The sequence below is a fragment of the Mesorhizobium sp. M1E.F.Ca.ET.045.02.1.1 genome, assembly GCF_003952485.1.
GTDB lineage: Bacteria > Pseudomonadota > Alphaproteobacteria > Rhizobiales > Rhizobiaceae > Mesorhizobium.
In genome coordinates this window covers 2,889,606-2,906,609 of record NZ_CP034447.1, presented here as the reverse complement: position 1 = coordinate 2,906,609, position 17,004 = coordinate 2,889,606, and the positions used below count along the sequence as shown (strand labels likewise).

15 protein-coding genes are annotated in these 17,004 nt (G+C 64.4%); 8 read left to right on the top strand and 7 right to left on the bottom strand.

The window, feature by feature from the left end; genetic code table 11:
* The gene (locus EJ070_RS14045) at nucleotides 1-1,239 is read right to left on the bottom strand and encodes an ABC transporter substrate-binding protein (RefSeq protein WP_126091894.1); all 1,239 of its coding nucleotides are present in this window, start codon (nucleotides 1,237-1,239) and stop codon (nucleotides 1-3) included.
* Nucleotides 1,240-1,623: 384 nt separating this feature from the next.
* On the opposite strand from EJ070_RS14045, the gene EJ070_RS14040 reads away from it, so the two are divergent.
* On the top strand, nucleotides 1,624-2,679 hold the full coding sequence (locus EJ070_RS14040) for a LacI family transcriptional regulator (RefSeq protein ID WP_126091893.1): 1,056 nt from the start codon (nucleotides 1,624-1,626) through the stop codon (nucleotides 2,677-2,679).
* Between the two features lie 26 nt (nucleotides 2,680-2,705).
* On the opposite strand, the gene EJ070_RS14035 is transcribed toward EJ070_RS14040, so the two are convergent.
* Nucleotides 2,706-3,161: a DUF2269 family protein gene (locus tag EJ070_RS14035; protein WP_126091892.1), complete on the bottom strand. Its 456-nt coding sequence runs from the start codon at nucleotides 3,159-3,161 to the stop codon at nucleotides 2,706-2,708.
* A 155-nt stretch (nucleotides 3,162-3,316) separates the two neighbouring features.
* Here EJ070_RS14035 and EJ070_RS14030 point away from each other — a divergent pair, with 155 nt between their 5' ends.
* Nucleotides 3,317-3,877 carry a TetR/AcrR family transcriptional regulator gene (locus EJ070_RS14030; protein ID WP_245464877.1) on the top strand — a complete coding sequence of 187 codons (561 nt, stop codon included), beginning with the start codon at nucleotides 3,317-3,319 and terminating at the stop codon, nucleotides 3,875-3,877.
* Nucleotides 3,878-3,903: 26 nt separating this feature from the next.
* Here EJ070_RS14030 and gndA read toward each other — a convergent pair whose 3' ends face one another.
* The 5 genes from gndA to EJ070_RS14005 form a co-directional block, all read right to left on the bottom strand.
* Nucleotides 3,904-5,331 (bottom strand): NADP-dependent phosphogluconate dehydrogenase, encoded by a 1,428-nt coding sequence (gndA, locus tag EJ070_RS14025; RefSeq protein ID WP_126091890.1) that lies wholly within the window; start codon nucleotides 5,329-5,331, stop codon nucleotides 3,904-3,906.
* A gap of 109 nt (nucleotides 5,332-5,440) precedes the next feature.
* Complete coding sequence (locus EJ070_RS14020; RefSeq protein WP_126091889.1) at nucleotides 5,441-7,075, bottom strand: copper resistance CopC/CopD family protein; 1,635 nt, start codon at nucleotides 7,073-7,075, stop codon at nucleotides 5,441-5,443.
* A gap of 133 nt (nucleotides 7,076-7,208) precedes the next feature.
* Entirely contained in the window at nucleotides 7,209-7,700 is a 492-nt protein-coding gene (locus tag EJ070_RS14015) for a copper chaperone PCu(A)C (protein WP_245464876.1), read from the bottom strand.
* Between the two features lie 93 nt (nucleotides 7,701-7,793).
* Nucleotides 7,794-8,141 carry a hypothetical protein gene (locus tag EJ070_RS14010; RefSeq protein WP_126091887.1) on the bottom strand — a complete coding sequence of 116 codons (348 nt, stop codon included), beginning with the start codon at nucleotides 8,139-8,141 and terminating at the stop codon, nucleotides 7,794-7,796.
* 128 nt (nucleotides 8,142-8,269) lie between these two features.
* Nucleotides 8,270-9,172 (bottom strand): GntR family transcriptional regulator, encoded by a 903-nt coding sequence (locus EJ070_RS14005; protein WP_126091886.1) that lies wholly within the window; start codon nucleotides 9,170-9,172, stop codon nucleotides 8,270-8,272.
* Nucleotides 9,173-9,426: 254 nt separating this feature from the next.
* Here EJ070_RS14005 and EJ070_RS14000 point away from each other — a divergent pair, with 254 nt between their 5' ends.
* From EJ070_RS14000 to EJ070_RS13975, 6 genes are all read left to right on the top strand, one after another.
* Nucleotides 9,427-10,932, top strand: coding sequence for an altronate dehydratase family protein (locus tag EJ070_RS14000; protein ID WP_126091885.1), 1,506 nt, complete (start codon nucleotides 9,427-9,429; stop codon nucleotides 10,930-10,932).
* Between the two features lie 47 nt (nucleotides 10,933-10,979).
* Nucleotides 10,980-11,978, top strand: coding sequence for an aldo/keto reductase (locus tag EJ070_RS13995; protein ID WP_126091884.1), 999 nt, complete (start codon nucleotides 10,980-10,982; stop codon nucleotides 11,976-11,978).
* A gap of 155 nt (nucleotides 11,979-12,133) precedes the next feature.
* Entirely contained in the window at nucleotides 12,134-13,129 is a 996-nt protein-coding gene (locus EJ070_RS13990; protein WP_126091883.1) for an ABC transporter substrate-binding protein, read from the top strand.
* A 155-nt stretch (nucleotides 13,130-13,284) separates the two neighbouring features.
* Complete coding sequence (locus EJ070_RS13985; RefSeq protein WP_126091882.1) at nucleotides 13,285-14,838, top strand: sugar ABC transporter ATP-binding protein; 1,554 nt, start codon at nucleotides 13,285-13,287, stop codon at nucleotides 14,836-14,838.
* Entirely contained in the window at nucleotides 14,835-15,800 is a 966-nt protein-coding gene (locus tag EJ070_RS13980) for an ABC transporter permease (RefSeq protein WP_126091881.1), read from the top strand. The genes EJ070_RS13985 and EJ070_RS13980 overlap by 4 nt, the downstream gene beginning before the upstream one ends.
* 70 nt (nucleotides 15,801-15,870) lie before the next feature.
* Complete coding sequence (locus EJ070_RS13975) at nucleotides 15,871-16,887, top strand: zinc-binding alcohol dehydrogenase family protein (RefSeq protein WP_126091880.1); 1,017 nt, start codon at nucleotides 15,871-15,873, stop codon at nucleotides 16,885-16,887.
* Nucleotides 16,888-17,004 lie beyond the last annotated feature (117 nt).

Here is a 17,004-nt window from a genome sequence, read left to right as displayed (position 1 = left end):
TCAGTCGGCCGAAGCGATGATGTCGGCGAAGCGCTTCTGGGCCTCTTCGAGGCTCATGTCGGGCTTGGCGAAGAATTCGGAGAACAGATCCTCCTTCTGCTTCTGGCTGTCCTGCGAGAGCAGCTGGTCCGTCCACGGGATGACAGCGCCCTTGGCAAGGATGGCAAGGCCCTTCTTCATGCAGTCGTTCGCCGCGTTGAGGTCGACGTCGCCGCGCACCGGCAGTGAGCCCTTCTTGAGGTTGAAGGCGACCTGCGTCTTCGGATCGAGCAGCGTCTCGGCGAGAACCTCCTGCGCCTTGGACTTGTCGGCGTCCTTCAGCAGCGGGAAGTAGAAGGCGTCGCCACCGGTGGCGATGACCTCGTTCAGGCCCAGGCCGGGCAGGCAGGTATAGTCCTTGCCGGCGGTCTTGCCGGCGACCTGGAACTCGCCTTGCGCCCAGTCGCCCATGATCTGGCCACCGGCCTTGCCGGTGATGACGAGGTTGGTCGCCTGGTTCCAGTCCTGCACATTGGTGTTCTTGGCCATCTTGCGGGCGTCGTCGGCTGCCTTGAACACCTTGGCGATCTCGGGGCCGCCGGCGAACTTGGCGTCCTTTTCCTTGTAGACCTTGAGGAAGGCGTCGGTGCCGCCGACAGCGGCGAGCAGCACGTCGAAGGCGCCCGATGCCTGCCAGGGCTGCCCGCCGACGGCGAGCGGGATGATACCGGCCTTTTCCAGCGCCGGAGCGGCGGCCACGAATTCATTCCAGTCCTTCGGCATCGGCACGCCTGCCTTCTGGAAGGCCTCGCTCGACAGCCAGAGCCACTGCCAGGAGTGGATATTGACCGGCACGCAATAGATCTTGCCGTCGATGGTGCACGAGTCGAGCAGGCTCTTCGGCCGCACGACCTCCGTCCACTTGCCCTTTGTCGCGATGTCGGTGAGGTCGCGCATCAGACCGGCCTGGACGAGCTCTTCCGCCTGGCGGCCGTGGTTGAACTGGGTGGCGCCCATCGGATCGCCGCCGGTGATGCGGCTGATCATGATCGGCCGCGCCGTGCCGCCGGAACCGGCGATGGCGCCGTCGACCCAGTGATTGCCGGTCGCGTCGAAGGCCTTGGCGAGTTCCGCCACCGCCGCCGCCTCACCGCCCGAAGTCCACCAATGGGTGACTTCGAGGTCGGTCGCGGCCGCCGGCCCGGCGAAATTCAGCGCGACCGTGGCGGCGAACGCGGCGGTCAGGAATTTATATCGCATTTCGGTTCCTCCCAGAATCTGAAACGTTACAGATTTTCGATACGGCAAATGCCCGGCATAGGCAACCCCTCGAATGAACGCGGTGCAAAATTTTTTCGAGACGCGAACAAAATGCCCTTCTCAAGAGGGTTCAGCAGCGCCAAGCTTGGTCAATTGCTGCCAAAAACCGCTGCAAATTGAGATTTCTTTGTGATTCCAGTGGCTTTGGCTCCATCGCGTCAGCGCTGACTGCGATCATCCCGATCAACCGGCCGATCACGGACGTTGGCAATCTGTAACGTTTCAGTATATTGAACCGCGTCACGGGCTGAAAGCCGCGCAAATGTCAACGCGCACGATTGCCGGTCGGCCCTGCGGCTGCTATGCGCCTGATGGGCGGGACGAATGGATAGACGAACCAAGGACAAGGACGGCGACACGTCGGCCAAGGAACGGCCGACGCTGAAGACGCTCGCATTCATGACCGGGCTCGGCGTCACGACCGTCTCGCGCGCGCTGAAGGATGCGCCCGAGATCGGCGCCGAGACCAGGCGGCGCGTCCAGCTCGTCGCCAAGCAGATCGGCTACCGGCCGAACCGCGCCGGCGTGAGGCTGAGGACCGGCAAGACCAACGTCATCAGCCTGGTGCTCAACACAGAGCACGAGCTGATGAGCTTCGTCTCCGACATCATCTATGGCGTCACCGAAGTGATCGCCGACACGCCCTATCACCTGATCGTCACGCCCTATTCGCGCTCGCAGGATCCGCTGGATCCGGTCCGCTACCTGGTCGAGACGGGCTCCGCCGACGGCGTCATCATTTCACGCACGCAGCCCAACGATCCACGCGCCCGCTATATGCTGGAGCGTGGCATTCCCTTTGCCACGCACGGCCGCACCGACATGGGGCTGGTGCATCCCTATCACGACTTCGACAATTACGCTTTCGCCGGCGAGGCGGTGCGCCACCTAGCCGGGATGGGCCGCAGCCGGCTCGCCCTGGTGACGCCGCCCGTCGGCCTCACCTATTACGGTCATACGGTGAATGGCTTTGCCGATGCGCTGAGCGAGGTCGGCGCCAGCGAGGTGCCGTTCAACACCGTCTCCATCGACCACACCATCGAGCAGATCAGGATGCGGACCGCGCAGCTCATGCGTCGCGACAACCGTCCGGACGGCATCGTCAGCAGCGCCGCCGCCGCGACACTCGCCGTCGTCGCCGGCATCGAGGACGCCGGCTTGAAGCTCGGCCGCGACGTCGATGTGGTGTCGAAACAGTCGTCGGAACTGCTGCATCTGTTCCGGCGGGAACTGCTGGTCGTCAACGAGAACTTCCGGCTCGCCGGGTCCGAGCTCGCCCGCGCCGTGCTCGGCTGGATCGGCGGCGCCGACCCCGGCTCGCTGCAGTCACTCAGCAAGCCGAGCGAGGTCCAAGCCTACCGGCATTCGGGAGACCAGTGACGCTGCGTCTTTTGCGACGGCAATCATCAAGCAAAAGGGTTCAGCTCGGGCTTCGCGGTCATCAAGGCGACAATGAGCGCGAAGAGCATGATCATGGTCAGGCGTCCAAACAGCGCGCGTTTGTCGCCAGCAAATGCTTTGATCTCTTTGCCCGAGATGGCGCCGCGGAGCGCCGTCTGGGCCTGCGTCGCCCAGGGGCGTACGAGCTTGTGCTCGACCGCCATCAAGGCGGCGACAAGCGCAAGCGACACCACCAGCCACGGTGTCAACAGGGACCAGCCGCCAAGAAAGACAAGGACGATGCCGGCAAGCACACCGGCGCCCACCAGAAGCCCTGCAAAGCGACTGGCGAAGAAGGCCAGTCTGGCCGGCCCTTGCTGCCCTCGCCGGGCAGGGATTAACAGAAGTTCGTTCGCCACGAACGATAGCAAAGCGGCGCACATGGCGTACGCATGGATTCCTAAAACAGTTCCATAGAGCATCTGTCATCATCCAAATCGTTGGGGGAACGTCGGGTAGACATAATGCGAGCGATAGCTCACAATTGTCTACTCGCATCGGGACCGACAGGAACATGGCACCTAAGCCGCTCACGAACCCAAGGAAGAACGCCTCTCAGGAGAGGTCGCGCGCGACGGTGGACGCGCTTGTCGAAGCGACCGCTCGCATTTTGGTCCGGGACGGTTTCGACAAGACGAGCACCAACCGGATCGCCGAAGAGGCCGGCGTGAGCATCGGCTCGCTTTACCAGTATTACCCGGGCAAGGAAGCGCTTGTTGCCGCCGTCATCGATCGTCACAACCAGGAGGTCATGCAGGTCGTGCGGAGGATGTTTGCGGAGGTCGCCTCGCAGCCGGTCGAGATGGCAGTGCGCCGGCTTGTTGCCGTCGCGATCGAGGCGCATCGCATCGACCCCAGGCTGCATCGTGTCCTTGCCGAGCAGATTCCGCGCACGGGACGCCTCGAAAACGTGGAAGCCTTCAATCGCGAAGCCCACGCTCTCTTCAAGAGCTATCTCGAAAGCCACGGCGACGAGCTACGCGTGGCCGATATTGGACTTGCCGCCTTCGTGTGCGTGACTTCGATCGAAGCGCTGTCCCATACTGCGGTACTGCACAGCTCCGAGAGGCTGTCGAATAAAGCGGCCGAAACGCTCATCGATGAGGCCACTCGGCTCGTGGTCGGATATCTGAAATAGACGTTCCGCGAGAGCGGCGGCTCGTCTTACCCGCTCGCCCCGCTGCCCCAGGGGCCATGGAACGCGCCCTGCTCGCCGATGCGCTCGAAGCCATGCGCGCCGAAGAAATCGCGCTGCGCCTGGATCAGGTTCGAAGTGCCGCGGCCCTGGCGGTAGCTGTCGAAATAGGCGAGCGCCGAGGACAGCGCCGGCACCGGCGAGCCGGCCTCCGAAGCTCTCGCAACGATCCGCCTGAGCGACGGGTGCGCCTCCTTCATCATGGCGATGAAGGCCGGCGCCATCAGCAGGTTGGTGGCAGCGCCGCCCGAGCCGAATGCTTCCGCCATCGTGTCCAGCATCTGCGAGCGGATGATGCAGCCGGCCCGCCAGATCTTGGCGATGGTCGGCATCGGCAGGTTCCAGTTGAACTCTCTTGAAGCCCCGCTCATCACCGCAAAGCCCTGCGCGTAGGCGGCGATCTTGCCGGCGAACAGCGCGAGCTCGAGGTCCTTCAGCAGAGCCGCCTTGTCGCCGGCAATCTTTTCGACGCCGATATTGCCATAGGCCTTTTCCGCCGCCTGCCGTTCATCCTTGATCGAGGACAGCACGCGCGCAGCGACAGCAGCCTCGATTGCGGTTGCCAGAATGCCGAGCTGCTGCGCTTCGATCACCGACCATTTACCGGTGCCTTTCTGGCCGGCGCGGTCGAGGATGATGTCGACCACCGGCTTGCCGGTCATGGGATCGTCGGCGGCCAGAACCTTGGCGGTGATCTCGATCAGGTATGAGTTGAGCCGACCCTTGTTCCAGCCGTCGAAGACCTTGCCGATCTCTTTCGGCCCCATGCCGAGACCGTCGCGCAGGATGCCGTAGATCTCGGCGATCATCTGCATGTCGGCATATTCGATGCCGTTGTGGATAGTCTTGACGAAATGGCCGGCGCCGTCGGTGCCCAGCCAGGCGGCGCAGGGCTCGTCCTTGAACTTGGCCGAGATCGCGGTCAGCACCTTCTCGACACGCTTCCAGGAGTCTTCCGTGCCGCCGACCATGATCGAGGGCCCATGGCGGGCGCCTTCCTCGCCGCCCGACACGCCCATGCCGATGAAAGTAAGGCCTGAGCCCGACAGCTCCGAGAAGCGCCGCATCGTGTCGCGGAAATTGGCGTTGCCGGCATCGATGACGATGTCGTTGTCGGAGAGCACGCCGCGAAGTGCCGCGATCTGCTCGTCGACCGGCTTGCCCGCCAGCACCATGATGATGATCGGTCGGGGCGGCCGGATCGCGGCGGCGAGCTCGTCGAGGCTGTAGCACGGGACAACCATGTCCTTCAGTGATCCAGCGCTCTCGACGAAGGCATCGGTGCGCGAGAGCGTGCGGTTGAAGACAGCGATGCTGTGCCCATGCTCGGCGATGTTGAGCGCCAGGTTGGAGCCCATCGTGCCAAGGCCGATCAGGCCGATTTCGGCTTTTTCCATCGTTTCTTCCCTGCTTTCGGATCTTCTGTTGAGGTCGTGTTTGGCACGGATGATTGACGGGCCTTCGCGACGGCGTCAACCGCCTCGCCGAATTGTGTCGCGGTCCAGGTCAGTCGGCTCTGATATCGATTGGCGCTTCAATCTTCACCATCTCGAAATCCGAAACGAGGATATCCAGCCGGGCGTTCCAGCGGCCGGGCAGCGGGATGACGAGATTGTCGACTCGCCAGGTGCCGTCGCCGGGTTTCGTTGCCGGCCGCCTGATCGGCTCGATGCCGGAATCCGGCTTCGACAGCACCAGCGTCACCTGCTTGGCGTCGAGCGGGCCGAAATCGCCGGTCATGATCACCATCGAAGCGGCGACCTGCCCGGCATGGCCGGGGGTGATGCTGAGATCGGCCATAGCCTGCAGCGTGTGGATATGGATCGACACCGGCTGCGCGGCGGCGATCGCCAGCGCCCGCGGCGGCGGCGTGAAGCGCCAGCCGGCGGCGACGCCGAAGACGGCGAGCACGATCAGCGTCTCGATGCCGATCGAACGCACCAGCCGCCGCTGCACCTCCGTGTCGCCCGCCTCGGCCGGCGCGGTCAGCGTCCAGCGGTTCACGGAGGCGAGCGTGAACAGGAACAGCAGCAAGGCCAGCTTCAACAGCAGCAGGCGGCCATAGGCGGTGTTGATCAATGCAGCCGGGGTCTGCACCTGGATGATCGCCAGTACGATGCCGCTCGCGGCGAGCACGGCAACGACAGGCAGGATCGCCCGCGAGAACCGGCGCAGGAAAACCTTCGCCTCCGCCGGCTGGTACCGCAATGCAAGGCCGAGCGGCGCCAGCGCGCCGGCCCAAAAGGCGATGGCCGTACCGTGCAGGAACACCAGCGGCCGCGTGAGCCATTGCGGCTCGGCGGCGCTCGCATGGCCGCTGGCGGCAAGCGCCGCGCCCACGCCGACGAGCCCGGCGAGCGCAAGCAGCTTGCGCGAAGCGCGCGGTCCGGCGAGCGACAGCAAAGCAAGCCCGAGCGCGGCCAGGGCGACAAGCACCGTCCAACCGATGCTCGTCTCGAGCGCGGTCTTCCAGACGACCGGCGCAGTGAACCGGGCAAGCGGCGCGCCGAGCGCGTCCAGTCCCTGAAAGCCGAGCGAAAATGGTGCGGCGACCAGTCCGCAGAGCAGGGCAGCAATGACGAAACGCCGGCCGCACCGCCGGTCTTCGGCGAGCCAGGCGAGCGAGAACGCGCCGCCGACGCCGAGAAAGAGGCCGGCATAGAGAAGGAGCTTTCCAACCCAGATCGCTGTGCGCGGCGACCAGTCGACCGTTTCAGCAGCGAAAGGCGCGACACTTGGCGCACCGATTGAAAACAGCGCCGAGCCGCCGACCGGATGGCCGTCCTCCGAAATCACCCGCCAGCTCAGCACATGCGTGCCGGATTTGAGTGTTTCGGGATTGTCGATCGCAAGCGTCAGGCCGTCGAGGCGAGAGGAGGTCAGCGGCAGTTGTGTTCCGTCCGGACGCACGAGCGTGAGCACCAGCGGCGAAACCGGCTCGCTGAAGGTCAGCGAGAACTGGGAAGGGCCCTGCACCAGCACCGCGCCATCGGCCGGATCGGTGGCGACCAGCGCCGCATGCGCGAAGGCGCGGCCAGGCAGCACCAGCAGCGCCATGAGCATGAAAGCGGCGAGCAGGCCGCTGGTGAGAGGCCTGATGCGGAGTCCGTTCAGGCAGGCTGGGAAGGTTGCTGCGTTCATGCCGTCTTTGCGAGAAGCGGTGGCGCGCCCGAATGGGACGCGCCATCAAGAGATCATTTCTTCGGCAGCAATTTGATGCCGGGCGCGGGATTTTTCAGCGCATTCGTGTCCTGGCCCGCCCCAGGAATGTCGATCACTCGGCGTGATCTTCCATGCCGCCCATCTCGCCCATGCCTTCGACCGCGAACTCGACCGCGACGCTGCCTGCCTTCTCGAAGGTGAGCGTCGCCGGAAATTTCTCGCCCTGCTTGGGCTGCCGCTTGAGGCCGACGAACATCAGGTGGTAGCCGCCCGGCTTCAGCGCGACCTTGCCGCCGGCCGGGATTTCCAGCCCGCCGCTCACCGGCCGCATGGTCATCACGCCGTCCTTGACGCCCATTTCATGCAGCTCGGCCTTGTCGGAGATGTCGGAGGAGATCGACAGCAGGCGGTCGGGCGAGCCGCCCTTGTTGGTCACGGTGAAATAGCCGCCGGCCACCTTGGCGCCGGGCGGCGTCGCGCGCGACCAGGGATGGCCGATCTCCAGATCGCCAACCTTGAATTCATGCGCGAAGGCGCCGGAAACGCAGGCAAGCGGAAAAACAAGGACGAACGCCGCACCGGCTCTGGAAATGAAACTGGACATGGTTGCTCCATGAATATGGGATCGCGCCGTCATCCGGTCGCGAGCAGTCTGATCTTGGATGAATATTCCCGCGAAAGGTTGCGGGCCGTGCCGTCAGACCGTTGCCGGCGGCGCTCGAGGATTGGCTGGAGAGCGGTCGCGGGCGAAATCGAGATGCCGGAAGGATGGAGGCGGGAAAGCGACCGCTTCGAACGCTAGCGCTCTGGCAAGCGCGCCGGTCTCCGGCGGCGGCAGATGCGCCGGCGAAACCATGTTGCAGCCAAGCAAACAGCAAGCCGGCATGTGTTGCTGATGCGGATCGCCGCCTGGAAGCTTGGCCGCCCCTTCATGCGTGCAGATGACGTTGCCGAAGGCGTCGATCTGTGAGGATCCGCCAAAGGCGAAGGCGCCGAGCGCCGACTGCAACAACAGCAGCAGCGCCGCGACAAAGGCGGCCGGCATGCTCCATCGTCTCAGCCGGATATCCAACGGACTGCCTCTTCTCCCACCTGCCCATCGACCCTAGCACGGGCCCCGCGGCCGGAAAATCGGCAAAACCGGGCTGCGGCAACGCGGCGCGATGCGCTCGATCAGGCGGGCTGTACCTGCCGCCCTTCCGGGATGGAGCTCAGCAGCGTCTGGCGCGCCGACTTCAGGTGCTTGCGGCAGGCGACGTCCACCTTGGCGGGGTCGCGCGATTTCAGCGCCGCGATATAGGCCAGATGCTCCTGGATCGCGACCTCGTTGCGCTGGCGCTCCTCAGCCTTGTTCCACTGGTAGTGGTAGTGGAAAATCATCGCGATCACATCATAGAAATCGACGATGAAGCGGTTGTGCGAGGCGCGGTGGATCAGCCGATGAAAGCGCTCGTCGAGCTCGGAGAATTCGTTGAAGCGCGTGGCGATCTCGCTGGCGAGCTCGCGATGTTCGATCTCCAACCTGTCGAGATCGACCCATACCCCGCTGTCCTCCGGCAACGCGGCGAAGGCGCTGGCCGAGCGCAGTTCGAACATCTCGCGGATCTCCGTCAGCTCCAGCGCGAAGGCGCGGGTGAAGCCCTTCAGCACCCAGTGGCTGTTGCGCCGCTTCTCGATCAGGCCGAAGCGCGAGAAGCGGATCAGGAATTCGCGCACGCTGGTGGTGCCGACGCCGATCTCGCGCGCCAGCTCCAGCTCGTTGATCTGCATGCCGGCCTCGGCGCCCTCGGCAAGCAGCCGGCGCATGAAGGAGCGCTCGATGATCTCAGCCAGCGAATCGGTTTCTTCTTCCGGGAAGAAGTCTTCCGCCCGCGGCGATCTCAGCACCGTCTTGTTGCGCTTGTTCCAAGCGATCAGCCCGGTCTCTTCCATGCGCGAAAGGATGCTGCGCACCGTGGTGCGGCTGACGCCGAGCGACGCTCCAAGCTCAGGCTCCGACGGCAGGCTCTTGGTCTCGTCGAGCAGCCGCAGGCAGCGATTGAAGGCGTCCTTGTAGACGTTGTTGCTCTTCGACATGCCCCGTATCCCCAACGCTTGCGGCGACCCGCCGGAAGCGCGATATGATCGGTGTTCCTAGCGCAAGCCTCCGAAATGCGGAATGCTCCTGACCGGCTTGCCAAACCGGCAATCGCGCCGCCTCTGAGCGGCGCGCCGCCAGCGCTGAAAAAACAATTGACGCAAAAATGTTTTTTCACGATAAAAGACATTATCTTCAAATGGGAGGAAGTCAATCCGCCCGCACTCCCAGGATTACCCCAGGACAGCCGCCCGTGAACGCCGCAAACACCATTCTTCTCTCCCCCGCCGACAATGTCGCGGTTGCCAATGGCCGTATCGAGATCGGCGCGGCCTTGCCCGGCGGCGCGGTCGCGGCGGCGGCGATCGACCCCGGGCACAAGGTGGCGATCAAGCCGATCGCGGCCGGCGAAGCGGTGGTGAAATATGCGCAGGCGATCGGCCGCGCCACTCAAGCCATCGCGCCAGGCGAACACGTCCATTCGCACAATCTGGTGTTCGAGAGCGGACGCCTGCCCGTGGTGCCGCCAAGCGAGGCCGTGCACGCGACGGAGGCAGATCGCGCCCGCACCTTCATGGGCTACCGCCGCGCCGACGGCCGCGCCGGCACCCGCAACTTCATCGGCATCATTGCCAGCGTCAATTGCTCGGCCACCGTCTGCCACGCCATTGCCGACCAGGCGAACCGCACGCTGTTGCCGAAATATCCCGGCATCGACGGCTTCGTGCCGATCGTTCACGGCCAAGGCTGCGGCATGAGCGCGACCGGCGACGGCATGATGGTCCTTCACCGGACGCTCGCCGGCTATGCGCGCCACCCGAATTTCGGCGGCGTGCTGATGGTGGGGCTCGGTTGCGAGGTCAACCAGCTCACGCTTTACGGCCAAAAGGGCGTCGCCGCCGGCAAGCGCCATTTCAACATCCAGGAGGCTGGCGGCTCGCGCAAATCGGTCGAGAAGGCGATGGGCGTGCTGGCCGAGATCGCCGAGGAAGTCGGCCAGTTGCAGCGCGAGCCGATCCCTGTCAGCGACATCGTCGTCGGCCTGCAATGCGGCGGCTCGGACGGCATGTCCGGCATCACCGCCAACCCGGCGCTGGGCGCGGCCGTCGATATCCTCGCCGGCGTCGGCGGAATCGGCATCCTGTCGGAAACGACCGAAATCTACGGCGCCGAGCACCTGCTGGCCTATCGCGCTGCCTCGCCCGAGATCGCCGCCAAGCTCGACAGCTATGTGAAATGGTGGGAAGACCATACCGCCAAGCATGGCGCCTCGATCGACAACAACCCCTCGCCCGGCAACAAGCGCGGCGGCCTGACCACCATCCTGGAGAAGTCGCTGGGCGCCGTCGCCAAGGGCGGCCAGACCCCGCTCAACGGCGTCTTCGGCTACGCCGAGAAGGTCAGCGGCAGCGGGTTGGTGTTCATGGACACGCCCGGCTACGATCCTGTCTCGGCCACCGGTCAGGTCGCCGGCGGCGCCAACGTCATCGTCTTCACCACGGGCCGCGGTTCCTGCTTCGGCTGCCGGCCGACGCCGTCGATCAAGGTCGCCACCAACTCGACCATGTACCACCAGATGGAGGAGGACATGGACGTCAATTGCGGCGTCATCGCCTCCGGCGAGAAGACCATCGCCGGCATGGGCCGCGAGATCTTCGAGCTGATCGTCGAGACGGCGTCCGGCCGCAAGACCAAGAGCGAGGCGTTCGGCTACGGCGACAACGAGTTTGTCCCCTGGCATCTCGGCGCGACGCTCTAAGTGCTGTCAAAAATAACGGCCGGTCGAACGGCAAAGGGGAGGCTTTGATGAACAAACGCCGGATCGGCACGACTGCGCTCGAAGTGACCGAGATCAGCTTCGGCGGCGCCGCGATCGGCGGCCTCTACCGGGCCTGTCCGCGCGAGCCCGCGATGGAAACGCTGCAGACGGCCTGGGACAGCGGCTTGCGCTATTTCGACACCGCGCCCTTTTACGGCTTTGGCCTGTCCGAGCGGCGGACCGGTGACTTCCTGCGCGAGAAGCCGCGCTCGTCCTATGTGCTGTCGACCAAGGTCGGGCGCCTGTTCCGCCCGGTGCCGGAGGACCAGGTTCCCGATCACTCCTATGTCGATCCGCTGCCCTTCGCGCTCGACTACGACTATTCCTATGATGGGATCATGCGCTCGGTGGATTTCTCCTACGCGCGGCTCGGCCTCAACAGAATTGACATCCTGTTCGTCCACGACATCGGTGTCTACACGCACGGCGTCGAGAAGACGAAGCTGCATTTCCGCCAATTGATGGACGGCGGGCTGAAGGCGCTGGAAGAGCTGAAATCGTCCGGCACGATCTCCGCCTATGGCCTCGGCGTCAACGAAGTCCAGATCTGCCTCGACGTGCTGAGACGGGCGCCGCTCGACTGCATCCTCCTCGCCAGCCGCTATTCGCTGCTCGACCGCAGCGCCGAGGCCGAATTGCTGCCGCTCTGCCGCGAACGGCAGACTTCGCTGATCGTCGGCGGCGTCTTCAACTCCGGCATATTGGCGACGGGTCCGGTGCACGGCGCGCATTTCGACTATCTGCCGGCGAGCAAGGATATTCTCGACCGGGTCGATGCGATGGAGAGGATCGCTGGAGAAGGCGGGTACCCGCTGGCCGCGGCCGCGTTCCAGTTTCCGCTGCATGAGCCGGTCGTCGCCTCGGTGCTGACCGGCACGGCCAAGCCCGCCAATCTGACGCGCAATCTCGAACTGCTGGACATCAAGGTGCCTTCGGCGGAGTTCGCCAAATACGATCCCTACACGATCGTCCAGCAACTCGGTTGACATCACGCAATCGGCACCAACACCCGCTTGCATTGGTCAGACCGATGCACTATCAAAATACAGCAAATGTTTTTTATTGATAAAGTTCGTTTGGACCGCGCCTATCCAGATGGACCTTCCGCAACCTTCAACAGGCGACCTTAGGGAGGAACCTAATGAAATTCGTGACCAGCCTTCTCAACCGCCGCGCCTTCGTGGCTCTCGCCGCCGCTTCGATGCTCGCCGGCGCGATGCATTCGGCACCCGCCTCGGCGGCCGACGTGACCATCCCGATCATCGTCAAGGACACCACCTCCTTCTACTGGCAGATCGTGCTGGCCGGCGCCCGCAAGGCCGGCAAGGACCTCGGTATCAACGTGCCGGAACTCGGCGCCCAGGCCGAGACCGATGTCAACGGCCAGATCTCGATCCTCGAGAACGCCGTCGCCGGCAATCCGGCAGCGGTCGTGATCGCGCCGACCGAAGCCAAGGCGCTCGGCAAGCCGATCGACGAGGCGGCGACCAAGGTCAAGGTCATCGGCATCGACTCCAGCGCCGAATCCAAGGCTTTCACCTCCTTCCTGACCACCGACAACGTCCAGGGCGGCCGCGTCGCGGCTGACGGTCTCGCCGCAGCGATCGCCGCCGCCAATGGCGGCAAGGTCGAAGGCAAGGTCGCGCTGATCACCGCGCTTCCTGGCGCCGGCTCGCTCGAGCAGCGCGCGCAAGGGTTCAAGGAACAGCTCAAGGCGAAATATCCCGGCCTTGAGCTCGTCGCCGACAAATATGCCGACGGCCAGGCCACGACCGGCCTCAACATCGCGACCGACCTGATCACCGCCAATCCCGACCTCAAGGGTATCTTCGCCTCGAACCTGATCATGGCGCAGGGCGTCGGCCAGGCGATCGCCGAGAATAACCTTGCCGGCAAGGTTGGGCTGATCGGCTTCGACAGCGACGAGAAGCTGATCAAGTTCTTGAACGACGGCGTCATCTCCGGCCTCGTCGTCCAGGATCCGTACCGGATGGGTTACGACGGCATCAAGACCGCTTTAGCCGCCTCGAAGGGCGAGAAGGTCGAGGCCAATGTCGACACCGGCGCCAACCTCGTCACCAAGGACAACATGAAGGATCCGAAGATCGACGCGCTGCTCAACCCGAAGCTCAAGTAAGCGCTGCCATGAGTGTCGTTTCCGGGGCCATTGCGCCCCGGAAACATCCGCTGCGGGCGGCTTGGCAATTCCCCCGCTTGCTTTAGGCTCAAGATGCGCGCTCAAGACGCATCGCTGCGTACCCAAACGGTTGAGGCCAATCTGGGAGGATTGTCATGACATCGACGGCGCAGGAACTGCATCCCGCACCCACGTTGGAACCGGGCAGGACGATCCTTGAGCTGAAAGGTCTCGAAAAACGCTATCCCGGCACGCATGCGCTGAAGCCGGTGGACCTTGCCTTCAAGTCGGGCGAGATCCACGCCATCGTCGGCGAGAACGGCGCCGGCAAGTCGACGCTGATCAAGCTGCTTACCGGCGTCATGCCGCGTACCTCAGGCGAAGTGATATGGGAAGGCAAGCCGGAAGCGCTCGCCACCCCGCATGAGGCGATGGCGCTCGGCATCAATGCCGTCCACCAGGAGGTCGTGCTCTGCCGCCACCTTACCGTCGCAGCGAACATGTTCCTCGGCGAGGAGAATTCACGCTTCGGCCTGTTGCAGCAGCGCGCCATGGTCAAGGAAGCGCAGAAGATCATCGACGGCCTCGGCTTCGACCTGCCGGCGCATGTCATGCTCGGCGACCTCACCATCGGCCAGCAGCAGCTGATCGCCGCAGCGCGCGCCACCGTGCGCGGCACGAAATTCCTGATCTTCGACGAGCCGACCGCCTATCTCACCCGCAAGGAAGCCGACCAGCTTTTCAAGCTGATCCGCCGGCTGAAGGGCGAAGGTGTCACCATCATCTATATCAGCCACCGCATGGAGGAGGTGTTCGAGCTCGCCGACCGCGTCTCGGTGCTGCGCGACGGCACCCTCGTCGGCACCCGCACCATCGCCGAGACCAGCGAGCCGGAACTGGTCAAGCTGATGATCAACCGCTCGATCGAGCAGATCTACCACAAGGAGCATTTCACGCCGGGCGCGACGATCGTCGAGACGCGGAACCTCTCCGGCAAGGGCTTTGAGAACGTTTCGATGACCGTCCGCGCCAGCGAGATCGTCGGCCTTTACGGCCTGATCGGCGCCGGCCGCAGCGAATTCGTCACCACGCTCTATGGCCGCCACAAAAAGTCGACCGGACAGATCCTCTGGCAAGGCAAGGAGGTCCAGGTCAACTCCGAGCATGACGCGATAAGGCTCGGCATGGCATTGGCGCCGGAAAGCCGCCGCGACCAGGGCCTCTGCCTCAACCTGCCGGTCGGCATGAACCTCAACTTGCCGATCTACAAGCGCATCTCGAACAATCTTCTGATCTCCGGCTCGCGCGAGAAGGCCGAGGCCGACCGCCAGATCGCCGACCTGCGCATCAAGACGCCGACCCGCCATGCGCTCGCCTCCAGCCTGTCGGGCGGCAACCAGCAGAAGATCGTCATCGGCAAGTGGCTGGCGCATGGCGCCAAGCTGTTCATCTTCGACGAGCCTACGGTCGGCGTCGATGTCGGCACCAAGGCCGAGATCTACCGCCTGTTCTCGACGCTGCTGTCCAAGGGCGCCGGCATCATCCTGATCTCGTCCTATCTGCCCGAGGTCTACGAGCTCGCCGACACGCTGCATGTGTTCCGCCGCGGCAAGCTGGTCGCCACGCATGGCTTCCACACCGCCAGCCACGAGGACATTTTGAGCCAGGCGCTGGCCGAGAAACAAGAAAAGACGGGAGGACAAAAATGAGCACCGAGGCGATCCCCGCCGAAAAACCCAAGCGCAATTTCAATGCCCTGTTCGGGCTGACACTGCTTGGCCTGTTGCTCTTGATGTGGATCGTGCTGGCTGTCGCCACGCCTTCCTTCGCCACAGCGCTCAACATCACCAACCTTTTGCGCCAGGGCTCGCTGATCGCCATCCTCGCCGTCGGCCAGACCTTCGTGATCATCACCGGCGGCATCGACCTGTCGGTCGGCGCCGTGGTCGGCTTCACCACCGTCGTCGTCGCGCTGCTGATCAATGCCGGCTGGCCGATCTGGGCAGCCGTTCTGATCACCCTGCTGGTCGGCGTCGCCATCGGCCTGTTCCACGGCTTCGGCATCGTCAAGATGAGCCTGCCGCCCTTCATCATCACTTTGGCCACCATGACGTCGCTGCGCGGCATCGGCTTGCTTATGACCAACGGCAACTCGATCTCGATCAACAGCGATCCGTTCCAGGCCTTCTCGCGCGGCTCGCTGCTCGGCATCCCCTATCTGTTCTGGATGGTTATCCTGGTCGCGATACCGGCCTATGTCTTCCTGCACCACACGCGCTGGGGCCGCTACTTGTTCTCGGTCGGCTCCAATGCGGAGGCCGCGCGCCTTTCGGGCGTGAACGTGCCGCGCACGATCTTCATGGCCTATATCCTGTCCGGCCTGCTCGCCGCCTTCGTCGGCGTGCTGCTTGCCTCGCGCATCGGCATCGGCAACCCGACGCAGGGCGACACTTATGAACTGCAGGCCATCGCCTCGTCGGTGATCGGCGGCACCTCGCTGTTCGGCGCCATCGGCTCGGTGCACGGGCCGCTGATCGGCTCCTTCATCCTTTCAACGATCAACAACGGCGCCAACCTGCTCAACGTCAACACCTTCTGGCAGCGCGTCATCACCGGCGTGCTGATCATCGTCATCGTCTACTTCGACGGCCTGCGCCGTCGCGGCAAATAACCGTCCCTGAAATGACGCGCCGGCCCACCAAATTGATGGGCCGGCGCTGTCGCAAATACTGGATCAGCGCATGAAAGCCGTCGTCTGCCGCTCGCCCGGCGATCTTGTCCTCGAAGACCGCGCATCGCCGGGCGCGCCGCCACCCGGTTGGGCGCGGGTCGCCGTCAGCCATGTCGGCATCTGCGGTACCGACTACCACATCTTCGAAGGCAAGCACCCTTTCCTCGCCTATCCGCGCATCATGGGCCACGAGGTCTCGGGCACGATCGCCGAGAGAGGCGAAGGCGTTGGCCTGGCGATCGGCGAAGCGGTGATCGTCAATCCCTACCTCGCCTGCGGCAAATGCATCGCCTGCCGGCACGGCAAGCCGAACTGCTGCTTGAAGATCGAAGTGCTGGGTGTGCATCGTGACGGCGCCATGTGCGACGAGATCCTGGTGCCGGCGCAGAACCTTTATCCGGCAAATGGTCTGTCACTGGCCGACGCGGCAGCGGTCGAATTCCTGGCGATCGGCGCGCATGCCGTGCGGCGCTCGCTTGGCGCTCCCGGCCAGTGCACGCTGGTCATCGGGGCCGGCCCGATCGGCCTCGGCACGGCGCTCTTCGCCCGCATCGCCGGGCTGGACGTCAGCCTGCTCGACATGAGCACCGAGCGGCTCGGTTTCGCCGAAAGCGAGCTCGGATTTGCAGCACTCGACGGCTCGAAAGCGCCGGCGACAGATCTGGTGCGCCAGGCCACCGGCGGCGAAGGCTTCGACCTGGTGTTCGACGCCACCGGCAACACGCAGTCGGTGCAGTCCGCCTTCGCCCATGTCGCGCATGGCGGCACGCTGGTGCTGGTCAGCGTCGTCAAGGACGACATCGCCTTCTCCGACCCCGAGTTCCACAAACGCGAGATGACTCTGGTCGGCAGCCGCAACGCGTTGCGCGCCGATTTCGACCATGTCGCCGCCTCGATCCGCAACGGCGCTGTGCCGCTCGCCAAACTGGTCACCCACCGCACGACGCTTGCCGGCACGCCGCGCGATCTCGCCAGATGGGCGCATGAGAAAACCGGCCTGATCAAGGCGGTTATCGAGGTCGGGTAACAACGACGCCGCGCAGGTCGACCCCCACTCCGTCTCGGCTTCGCCGAGCCACCTCTCCCCCGATCGACGGGGGAGAGGAAGGGTGCGAGCCTATTGCAGCCAACGCTCCTCAACCAG